This is a genomic window from Emticicia sp. BO119 (assembly GCF_013912375.1).
Lineage (GTDB): Bacteria > Bacteroidota > Bacteroidia > Cytophagales > Spirosomataceae > Emticicia.
The window spans coordinates 268,225-279,420 of sequence record NZ_JACETV010000008.1; the positions used below are offsets into that span (position 1 = coordinate 268,225).

The 11,196-nt window shown below is 36.2% G+C and carries 10 protein-coding genes; 5 read left to right on the forward strand and 5 right to left on the reverse strand.

Annotated features, from left to right (window positions below; genetic code table 11):
* The first annotated feature begins 112 nt into the window (after window positions 1-112).
* The 3 genes from H1R81_RS22700 to H1R81_RS22710 all read left to right on the forward strand — a co-directional run bounded on the left by H1R81_RS22700 (window position 113) and on the right by H1R81_RS22710 (window position 3,757).
* Complete coding sequence (locus H1R81_RS22700; protein ID WP_181843042.1) at window positions 113-745, forward strand: response regulator transcription factor; 633 nt, start codon at window positions 113-115, stop codon at window positions 743-745.
* A gap of 116 nt (window positions 746-861) precedes the next feature.
* On the forward strand, window positions 862-1,194 hold the full coding sequence (locus H1R81_RS22705) for a LytTR family DNA-binding domain-containing protein (RefSeq protein ID WP_181843043.1): 333 nt from the start codon (window positions 862-864) through the stop codon (window positions 1,192-1,194).
* A 151-nt stretch (window positions 1,195-1,345) separates the two neighbouring features.
* Window positions 1,346-3,757 carry a penicillin acylase family protein gene (locus H1R81_RS22710; RefSeq protein ID WP_181843044.1) on the forward strand — a complete coding sequence of 804 codons (2,412 nt, stop codon included), beginning with the start codon at window positions 1,346-1,348 and terminating at the stop codon, window positions 3,755-3,757.
* On the opposite strand, the gene H1R81_RS22715 is transcribed toward H1R81_RS22710, so the two are convergent.
* From H1R81_RS22715 to H1R81_RS22725, 3 genes are all read right to left on the reverse strand, one after another.
* Window positions 3,758-4,216 carry a PA2169 family four-helix-bundle protein gene (locus H1R81_RS22715; RefSeq protein WP_181843045.1) on the reverse strand — a complete coding sequence of 153 codons (459 nt, stop codon included), beginning with the start codon at window positions 4,214-4,216 and terminating at the stop codon, window positions 3,758-3,760.
* Between the two features lie 33 nt (window positions 4,217-4,249).
* A complete protein-coding gene (locus H1R81_RS22720) occupies window positions 4,250-5,140 on the reverse strand; it encodes a hypothetical protein (protein WP_181843046.1) in 891 nt (296 codons plus the stop codon).
* 145 nt (window positions 5,141-5,285) lie between these two features.
* Window positions 5,286-5,651: a VanZ family protein gene (locus H1R81_RS22725; protein ID WP_181843047.1), complete on the reverse strand. Its 366-nt coding sequence runs from the start codon at window positions 5,649-5,651 to the stop codon at window positions 5,286-5,288.
* 286 nt (window positions 5,652-5,937) lie between these two features.
* Between H1R81_RS22725 and H1R81_RS22730 the strand changes: the two genes are divergently transcribed.
* On the forward strand, window positions 5,938-7,605 hold the full coding sequence (locus H1R81_RS22730; protein ID WP_181843048.1) for a glutamine--tRNA ligase/YqeY domain fusion protein: 1,668 nt from the start codon (window positions 5,938-5,940) through the stop codon (window positions 7,603-7,605).
* Window positions 7,606-7,693: 88 nt separating this feature from the next.
* Here the strand turns inward: H1R81_RS22730 and H1R81_RS22735 are convergent, their stop codons facing one another.
* Window positions 7,694-9,898: an LruC domain-containing protein gene (locus H1R81_RS22735; protein WP_181843049.1), complete on the reverse strand. Its 2,205-nt coding sequence runs from the start codon at window positions 9,896-9,898 to the stop codon at window positions 7,694-7,696.
* A gap of 308 nt (window positions 9,899-10,206) precedes the next feature.
* On the opposite strand from H1R81_RS22735, the gene H1R81_RS22740 reads away from it, so the two are divergent.
* Window positions 10,207-10,329, forward strand: coding sequence for a hypothetical protein (locus H1R81_RS22740; protein ID WP_409013570.1), 123 nt, complete (start codon window positions 10,207-10,209; stop codon window positions 10,327-10,329).
* 51 nt (window positions 10,330-10,380) lie between these two features.
* Here H1R81_RS22740 and H1R81_RS22745 read toward each other — a convergent pair.
* Window positions 10,381-11,196 (reverse strand): transposase (locus H1R81_RS22745; RefSeq protein ID WP_181843050.1); only part of this gene is annotated, 816 nt, incomplete at its 5' end.

An 11,196-nucleotide genomic window follows, 5' to 3' on the forward strand; every position in this document is an offset into this window, starting at 1 on the left:
AAAAATACTGTCTTGACAGTATATAATATACCACCAATGGGGTATTGAACAATAAGAATGTATATCCGACCTTTGTAACATTACTCCCGAAGGTTCCAAAATGATCCTTGCTATGACATATAAAATCAAACTTTTTCTTGCAGATAGCTATTCATTATTTTTGGAAGGGCTATCTATTATTCTTAATTCATCAGATAAATTTGAGATAACCGGCTTTGCTCTTAATCAACAAGAGTTATTAGCCGGTTTAAAAAATAACTCTCCTGATGTTTTACTGCTTGATTTTAATATGCTTTTTCAAGTAAATACTGCATTTGCCCAGGATTTAAAAAAGGAATATGCCAACAAAATATTAATTTTATATGATTCTATCAGTTTGAGTTTATTAAAGAAGCTACAGATAGACGCAGAAGGTTTTCTTTCAAAAACATCAAGTAGCCATGAGCTTTACGATTGTATTCAGGAAATTTATCGTGGCAAAAAAAATGGTTTCAGCGTCAAGAACAAGTACGTCTATTCTATAACGCCATTTCAACAGGAGTTAGTTAGCCGATTCAGTCTTACAGATAGGGAGGTCGAAGTAATTAAACTAATCGCTCTTGAATTTTCTTCTATGGAAATAGCCAATAAATTGTGTGTAAGTGAGTTTACAGTGGATACTTACCGTAAAAACATTAGCCGCAAGCTAAATGCCCGCAATGTGGCGAGTATTGTTAATTTTGCTCATCGCTGGGAACTTATATAAGCTCTAATTACAGATATTTCTTTTGGTTCATACAAAACAACTTCATTGAATAAGCTATTATTCAATACTATTTTTAAAGTCAAACGCTTTGCTAATTTTATAAATGTGACTAAAAAATGAATAAAATAACTCAAAAATGTGTGCATATAGTCGGCAGCACCTACATAAACCCTCTTGACGTTATTAAATTAGTTGCTTGTATTAATTATACAACTATTTATTTAGCCAGCGGCAAACAATATGTAGTTGCACTTACCATAAGCAAAGTGCATGAAGTGCTTCATCCATACGGGCAATTCATAAGAACTCATAAAAGTCATGTAATCAATATGGCTTACGTGCTTCAACAAACACCTAATGGGCTGTTATTAAAGAATAATGAAACAATAGACTGGTCTCGCAGGCGGAAAAAAGGAGTTAAAGAGCAACTTCGAAAATTTGCGAGATAATCAAATGTCTGACACCTTTTAGCACCTTTAGAAAATACTGAAGGTGCTATTTTATTATCTGATGCAATACTCTTTATAAAAGTTTTTTTATAAATTGCCTGCCTGATAGACGAAAAAGCTACTATATAATAACCCTTTAGTTCTTCCATCTATGAAACTCTTCAAAAAAATATTGTTAGGTATATTAATACTTATTGTTTTAGTAGGAATTGGCATCTTCTTATGGCTCAATAGTTTCAAACCCGATTTGAATACAGATTTGCAATTAAAAGGTCTGAAAAAAGAAGTAGAGGTTTTGTATGATGATTATGGGATTCCGCATATATATGCGCAAAACGAAGAAGATTTATTTTATGCCTTCGGCTATGTACACGCTCAAGACCGGCTTTTTCAGATGGAGTTAATACGGCGATTGGCAGATGGAAGATTAGCTGAACTTTTTGGCAAAGATGCGATCCCTTCAGATAAGTTTTTCCGGACTTTGGGTTTTCGGAAGCATGCTAAATGGACCATTGATTCGTTGGTAAAAAATAATCCCGATGCACCTTTTGTGAGAGCCTCACAAGCCTATGTAAAAGGCATTAATGCATTTATTGAAACGGGTAAAGGACCCCTTGAATTTTCTCTGGCAAGTATTCCTAAAACACCTTTTACCTTAGAAGATACCTATATTATTGCAGGCTATATGGGGTTTACCTTTGCAGAAGCTTTCAGATCTGAGTCTATTGCTACCTATATATATAATAAATATGGAGATACATATCTGAAAGATGTCTGGTCGCAGTGGCCCAAAGGCGAACCCACTATATCCGTACAAGCCAGAGATTCTGTAGCTAAAGTAGCTAAAAATTTAGCTAAGATAGCTAATCAGTTAGCCTCTATTGAAACGTCTGCTCCCTTTCCACCTTATCATGGATCCAATGGTTGGGTGCTTAGTGGCACTAAAACCAAATCAGGAAAGCCGATTCTATCTAATGATACCCATATTGCTTTCTCACAACCATCAGTCTGGTATGAAGCACATCTTGAGTGCCCCGGATTCAAATTTTATGGTAATTTCTTAGCCGGAGCCCCTCTGGCAGCATTAGGGCATTCACAATATGGTGGCTGGGGTCTAACTATGTTTGAAAACGATGACGTAGACTTTTTCAGGGAAAAAGCCAATCCTAAAAATCCGAATCAGGTCTGGTATAAAGATCATTGGGAGGATTTAAAAATCTATGAAGAAATCATTAAGGTAAAGGATGGAACAGATCTGAAAATCCAAGTTAAAAATTCTCGCCACGGTATTCTGATGAATGATAGTTTTGATAAAATGGCTGACCATCAGGACCCTATTGCCATGTGGTGGGTGTTTAATCAATTTCCAAGCCACTTCTTAGAGATTTTCTATGATATAGCACATGCTAAAAACGCGGCTGAGGCGCGTAAAGCTGTAAGTGTTTTAACAGCTCCTGGTCTGAACTTCATGTGGGCTGATACTGGTGGAAATATTGCCTGGTGGGCAGCAGCAAAGTTACCTAAACGCCCAACACATGTAAACCCAATGCTGATTTTAGACGGTTCTTCAGGTAATGATGACCCTACAGGCTGGCTTGACTTTTCTCAGAATCCCCAGATTTTAAATCCACAACGCGGGGTATTATATACTGCTAATAACCAACCTGCAGATATGGGTGGAGGATTAATTCCTGGGTACTATGTACCAGGCGATAGAGCCAAACGCATTGAACAACTGCTATTAACAGATAAAAAAGACTGGACACAGGGAGAATTGCGAAAAGTAATTAACGATGTTACTTCACCTAATACTAAAGGTCTATTAAGAAGTATTATCCCGATTATATTTGCCGAAGAGTTGTCTCCATTGGCTAAAAGATCAATTGAAAAACTAATTCCTTGGGAGGGAACTCATAATTTAGAAGAGGTTGAACCAACCATTTTCTATCGGTTTATTTATTATATTCTTGTCAATACAGTTAAAGACGAATTAGGTGATGAGATTTTTGAATCTTTTGAGCACAATGTCAATTTCAAGAGAAATATGATTACACTTATAAAGAAAGAAGATTCTCCGTGGTGGGATAATATTCATACTAAAGAACGGGAAACCCGCCGACAAATACTGACGAGATCGTTGAATGAGGCAGTAGCAAGTCTTGAGCAACAATTAGGAAATGACGTTGACCAATGGCAATGGAAAAAGGTACATACTCTTACTCACAAGCATCCACTGGGAATATTACCGATAGTTGGAAAACTCTTTAATGTTGGGCCATTTCCTGTGCCTGGTGGTAGAGAAACCATTAATAATTTAGATTTTCCGATTGACTCCACCGGTATCTATGAGGTAAGCTATGGACCTGCTTTACGCCGAATTATTGATTTTGCCAATCCCGAACACAGTGAAAGTGTGCTTCCAACCGGACAGTCGGGCAATGTTATGAGTAAGCATTATGATGATCAGGCAAGTATGTTTGTAGAAGGCGGCTCTCGGGCCGAATTAATGAATAGAGCCGAAATTGAAAAAATACAAACAGGAAAAATAATTTTTAAGCCCTGATTACTGCTCAATCTTTACTTCATGAAATCTTAAAAGGGCCTGATAGGTCAGGCCTATTTCTTTTCTTTGTTGCCTGATAATATTATAAATGCGTGATGGCAGAAACCCGTTACCAAGTTGCAATATAGTATCATAGGCTATTACTGTTTCATCATCAGCTTTTTTACATTCTTCTACAATAGCTGCATCATCTTTTGTTGTAAATATATCTTTAATATCGAGCCATATTCTACGCCACGCAGCTTCAGTGCTTGTATCATCTGCGATCTCTTCTCCTAAGTTTTTAATTTCTCTTTGCAATTCTCTTGCATAGCCTCCTCTTTTATCGGCTTCGTCAAGCATCACCTTGCGCAATTTATCATTCTCTACATTGCTTGCTGCATCCATATATGCCTCTTGTGCATCAAGATTATGAATAATAATATAATTCACTTCTCTGACAATTTTCCCGGTTTCCATATGTTTTTAAATTTAATGAATAATTAATAAAAACTAATTTCTGGCCACTTGCACTTCACTGTTTTTCTCAAAACTGATTACTCCTTCAGGCACCAGATTTTCTATGGCTTCTACAAATTTCTTAGTTGATTCACTTACTTTATTCATATTATCCCAAGTTAGAGAATATATTACCCGATTAGAGTCATCTAACAATAATATCTCTCTATATTTTTTTCCTTGTATTATGCTACGGTCTATTTTTTCTCCACCATTATCCAAATTAATTGTACTGGCTTTTAGATTTTCAAAATTTCTTTCGGAAATAATAAAATCGTTTCTTTCCACAATTTCACCATTTACATCTTTTACTACGATCACCTCACCCATTTCATCGACCGAAATTTGATATTCATGCTTGTAGGCATCCGATGCAGGCATATCTAAATAAGAAAGTACGATTTTTGACACAGTAGGTGGTACTTCATTATAATAAATCCGTTTCTGGCTATTAGAAGTCCTGTCTACAAAAACAATTTCTTTAAAATCGTCTTTTGGTACTGCTATAACTGCCGACTTGTCAACATCTAATGAATTTACCTCTTCATAATACACATACAAACTATTATTTTTAGGCTGCACCGTGGTGATAATTGGTTTGGTTTTATTTGATTTTGAACCTGATATTGCTACCACAAACTGATTCACAAAATCTTTTCTACTAATGACCCGGGTAGCATTGGCCTCACTAATAATTGCAGGTTTAAAAAAATGACTCATTTGTGAGTAATTAGTAAACAAATGAAACATCTGATTGGATACTGGGGCTGTATGTTGAAGTGCGAAAGTCTGACTAAAACGCCTGATAGTACCTCGTTGAGATTGTGCTTTGGCTACTATTGCAAATAATAACAATAGCATGGCTTTGCTAATGAAATTTTTCATAATATTAAAGTTTTAAAGGGGTTCAATCTCTAACAAATATGAAAAAAGCGTTCCATGCCTTACTTTGAAAGTCTTTCAAATTTAGCAGTGATTGGGTGAGGAATTAATACCCCAAACGAGTGATATTAATCCAAAACAAGTATAGTTACAGAGTAAAAAAACTCTTTATTCTCCATAGAAAAACACCAATTACTACCCCAATTGCATCGGCTAAGGCATCATACCAATCGAAATTCCGATGAAATGATTCGGGCAAGGCTGCCTGCCAGAATTCAATCAGAATACCATAAATACATCCTAATAAAATAGTTCTTATATAATTACCAAAAGCTCCCTGCCAGCAAAAGGCCCATACACCAAAAGCAATAAAATGCTCTGTTTTATCATTGAGTTTTGAAACCATTGGTAGATGCGTACTCGGGAAAGAGCATAAAATAAAGATGATCAGAGTAAGTCCGAGAGGCACGTATTTATTAGAAAAGAAACGATTAATGACTATCTTGAAATTCATATAAAAGAGGTTTAGCGTAATAAATCAGATGCTTAAAAATACGAAATCACTTTAACAATTAGTTTCCAGAGTCATTTTTTATTGTAAATACTCTAAACTTAATTTTGTGAGTTTATTAACTTATAAATACCTGATCCATTGATTATTAAAAAGTTATGCAAAATATAATGATTCCAATTTTTTTTAACATTTAATAAATAAAATACGTTGTAAGAAATAAAACTCAAATTCTTTACAATAAAAAAATATTAAATTCGCAGGAATAGCAACAATACCACCATTGAAAATGGCAGAAGCGACAGAAAAATCCTTAAACTTCATCGAGCAAATCATTGAAAATGACCTCGAATCAGGAAAATATAATGGACGAGTTCTTACTCGTTTTCCTCCTGAACCTAATGGGTATCTTCACATTGGGCATGCAAAATCTATTTGTTTAAATTTTGGTGTTGCCCAGAAATATGGTGGACAAACAAACTTGCGCTTTGATGATACAAATCCGGTTACAGAAGATACAGAATACGTAGAGTCGATTAAAAATGATGTCCGCTGGTTAGGTTTTAACTGGGCTAATGAGTTTTACGCTTCCGACTATTTTGAACAATTGTATGAGTTTGCTAAAAAACTGATTAATAAAGGTCTGGCCTATGTTGATGATAGCACTTCAGAAGAAATGGCTGCCATGAAAGGCACTCCTGTAGAGCCTGGTATCAATAGTCCATACCGGAATCGTAGTGTTGAAGAAAACATGGCACTATTCGAGCAGATGAAAAATGGTGCATTTGCTGAAGGTACGCATGTACTGAGAGCAAAAATTGATATGGCCTCAACTAATATGTTGATGCGTGATCCTATTATTTATCGAATCAAATTTGCCAGGCATCATCGCACAGGAGATAGATGGTGTATTTATCCGATGTATGATTTTGCTCATGGCCAATCAGACTCTATAGAGGGTATTACACATTCTATCTGTACTTTAGAGTTTGTCCCTCATCGTGAGCTATACGATTGGTGTATTGAAAATTTAGAGATTTTTCCATCAAAACAATATGAGTTTGCACGTCTGAACTTGACTTATACAGTAATGAGCAAGCGCAAACTTTTACAATTGGTTAATGAAGGACACGTGAATGGTTGGGATGATCCTCGTATGCCTACAATTTCGGGCTTGCGCCGTAGGGGTTATACGCCAGAAGCAATCCGTGATTTTTGTGAAAGAATCGGAGTGGCTAAACGTGACAACCTGATAAGTGTAGGTTTGTTAGAGTTTTGTATAAGGGAACATCTGAATAAAACAGCCACCAGAGTTATGGCGGTACTTGATCCTCTGAAGGTAGTGATTACGAATTATACAGAAGGTAAATCTGAAATATTAACTACAGAAAATAACCCAGAAGACCTTCATGGTGGTACACGTGATGTACCCTTTAGCAGGGAAATCTACATTGAGAAAGATGACTTCCTTGAAAACCCTCCTAAAAAGTATTTCCGGTTGGCTCCAGGGCAAATGGTACGTTTGAAAAGTGCGTATATTATTCGTTGCGATGAGGTCATTAAAGATGAAAACAACGAAATTATAGAATTGCATTGCTCCTATATCGAAAACTCAAAAAGTGGTCAGGATACTTCAGGTATTTCTGTAAAAGGAACCATTCACTGGGTGTCTATCAATAATGCTATACAAGCAGAGGTAAGATTATATGACAGGCTATTTAAAGTAGAGGATCCTGGCAATGAAGAGGGCGATTTTAAAGAATATATTAATAATGACTCTTTGCAAACCATTACTGCTTATGTAGAGCCATCGTTGAAAAATGCTTCTGTAGGAACAAATCATCAATTCTTACGCAAGGGATATTTTTGTTTAGATAAAGATTCAACAACTGATAAACTGGTTTTTAATCGCACTGTAGGCTTAAAAGACACCTGGGCAAAAGAAACCGGAAAATAGCTTATTTAGTAATAGCTATCTATATACAACAACGCCGCACGTTTGTGCGGCGTTGTTGTATATTAAGACTTTAATTAATGCACTTTTATCATTTCAAATACCAATCGGTATCCTTAATACCTCCACTCAACGCCCAGTTTTCAAATTTAGGATAGACATTCTTAATATTCTTTGCTTCTTGTGGATATGCAAAAGATACAGGAACGCTTAATCCCCAAGGCTCATTATTAACCGACTTGAAAGGGTCTGTTTCTGACAACCTACTACCCTTCATATTATCAATCAAATATTTGTCTATCTTATCTGTTCCTGCATATCCTACCAAATGCACCTCGCTTCGGCCCGTGCTGTTACTGATGGAATTAATAATAAACATATTTAATGTCTGAAAGGTGAAATTATCCAAGGGTGTAGCAAACTCTATTGTAATCACAATATCTACCGGGGTATAGCTGCCACCTTGCGTAGATATAATTGGAGTATCTGAAACACCAAAGGCTTTATGTGCATCATCAACAATAGTTACTACTGCATAAGTCTGCCCTGTCTCTACACCATTAGACCCCAGCTTTAGATTAGTTCCAACTAAATTTGTACGTGAATAAGTAACTGATTTTACATCACCCGGAGCTATGCCATCTAATTGCACCGCAACAGCATTCCGTTTAGAGGCACCTACAGCCTGGAGTTTCCCGTTTAATGTAACCTTGGTTATCTTATTTGACGTATTCTGGAACTTAATAATGTTCATATCAACAACAATATCGTTCATATCATAATCACCAAGATCTGGCCAGTTATCTTCAAATGCGTATGAGTATGTACCAAGGTTAATCTCTGTCACTGTCTGATCAACCGGAGTAGTACCTGCTCCCTTATCATTATTTCCGCCTGCATTACAAGTTGTACCAGAAATAACAACAGTTGATTTGTCATATGGTACTATCGTTGCAGGACTCTCTATAATATAATATGTACTCCATTGTTCATTAGGCGTGTGATCTGAGCAAGCAATCTCCAGATTTCCTGAATAAGTGATAGCCTGCCATTGGTTTTGCACATCTACTTTTTTTAATCTTGCCAACGCTTTACCAGATGAAGGTCCACTCATATAATTTCTGTTACTATTAAACTTAGCTGTTCCTGTAACTTCTAAAATACCACCTGAGGCAATATTAAATCGCGTTCCACCTCCATCTGTATTACCTATACTTAGCATAGCTTTGTCAGTTACATTGATAATTGCACTGTTAGTAGTCAAAGTTCCGACTTTCGTGAGACAGGCTGCCTCCAGTGTAGCGTTTGTGAGTGAGACAGTTGTTGCTGTTAAATTTCCTTCATTACGAATCTTAGTTGAGGCCGTAGTACTCGTCAGACTCTGAAATGAAACAGTACCAAAATTAGTAAAGCTTCCATTTGAAAAATTCGCTTTTTCGGCCGTTAAAGTACCATAGTTCACATATAGAGCCGTATTTGAAGTACTTAGATCTACCAGCGAAGTTGTACCATAGTTTAAAAAAGCTCCTTCAGTATTCTGGACTACATTATTCAGGTCAATTTTACCTGAAGTTGTTGTATAAAGAGCATTGTTATTACCCAAATTCATTGTATAACTTCGGTTAGTCCATGTTCCTTCAACATAGATTTTCACTCCACTTGTCCCATTATTGGCATTAATTTGGCCGGTAAAAGTTATTCCAGACTTAATAACATATGATTTTCCCGACTCCACTACAACAGTTGCACCACCAGTAATCTGCAATGCATCAGAAGGTACAATAACCGACTCGGTTGTTGATAATCTTGACGCGGAAAATACTTGCGATTCTGCAATCATACTGCTTTCCCTGAGACTATTAGGAGTGACAATCAACGAGGTAACATCCGTTATCTTTAACATTGTAACAGAGGGGATTCCAACAGGAGAAATCTGCTTAAGATATACATACTGCAACAAAGTGGGAATCACAATTTTACCAGCAAAATCCTGACCTTTCTTAGCCATACCGGCCCCCAATAAATTCGCTTTTGTACCAAGTTTCGGGTCATTATCGTATAACTCAACGCGATAAAAATACTTTCCGCTGAATTTATCATCGACCGTCACCTTAAAATCTAATGTCTTGACTGATGACCACTTAAAATCTGATGGAATCGAGACTGCGTCAGAGAATAATTTTGGAGAAGCTCTTTCTGTCTCCTTGGGAATATCCATTTTAACACAACTGGTACACCATAGGATGATTCCCGTTAAGCCCACGAAAAAAAAATGATATTTGCTTTTTTTGCTCATAATAGTTGTAGATTAATATTCATCGCTTTACTTTTTAAAAACCTTAGTTTGTGAATGCTCAGCTAAAACTTAAGCAAAAAATATTCCAACTTAAGAAAATAAAATAAAAAAATACGCTTTGTGCGATTAAATTCTTATGTTAAACAAGACTGTTAATAATTATACAGAAGTAATTCAATCTTTGATATTTGAAAAAATAAAGGAGATGTTAGATATTTTGAACAGTTTATTAATATAAAATAGAATTTGTAAAAAAAAATATTTAGGTACCCTCCTCTTTCGGTTCATTCAATACAACTGCCCGAACTATTCAGAACCATTATGAAAAAATCCTGAACTTCTTTGATAGGAGAAATACTAATGCATCAGCAGAATCCTTTAATCGCTGCGGCGAACCGTGCAAAAGTCAAAGCACTAAGAAATCAGTTTAGGGGCGTAAGAAATATTACGGATCAACTCTAAAAGTTGTGGGGTGAGTAGGATTAAGCATAGATTTTGGTAAGTCTATATAAAAAGAAAGGGATATTCTTCACACCTCTGAATTGACTTCTAAATGCCTTAATCTTGGCATTAAAAGCCTCCGCCGAAGCATTCGTGCTTCTATTTTCAAAGAAGTTAACGATGGTCTTATAATGATTTTGTATTGACCTTGCCACTGTATTGAAGGCTTTAAAGCCTGCCTGTCTTACTTTTTCATGCCATTTAGCCAGCCTTGTCAATCCATACAGTTTGTCATTGGTATTTTCAAAGATATATGAAAGACTCATTGTTAAGTCATAGGCATGCTTAATGTCAGGATATAACTCGAATAATAGCGTGGCCCTTTGTTTCTGGTTCTCAGTCCAGTCTTTCTCTTTTTTGTATAAAACGTATCGACTTCTGGCCAATAATTGTTTGAGTGTATCTCCATTAGGAAGTATTTTTGGGTCATATTCATTATTAGTTTTCTTAGCCAATTCAATGGCCTCATTTTCAGCATCCAAGGCTTCCCATCTATGTTTGATTCTGATTTCCTGTAAGGCTGCTGTAGCTAGCTTTTGAACGTGGAATCTATCGGTTACTCTGGTAGCATTAGGGAATGATCTCTTGGCTATTAATTCCATATTAGCGGCCATGTCTAAGGTGATTTCTCTAACTTTCTTACGAACATTAAAAGGAATTTTCTGTAATACATTAATCACCGTTTCTGCCTTGGTACCCGCTATAATGGCTACAATACTGCCTTTTTTGCCCTTAGCGGCTTTGTTAGTAAGAATTGTGTAGAGTTCTCCATCTGACAAGCTTGTCTCATCGATGGA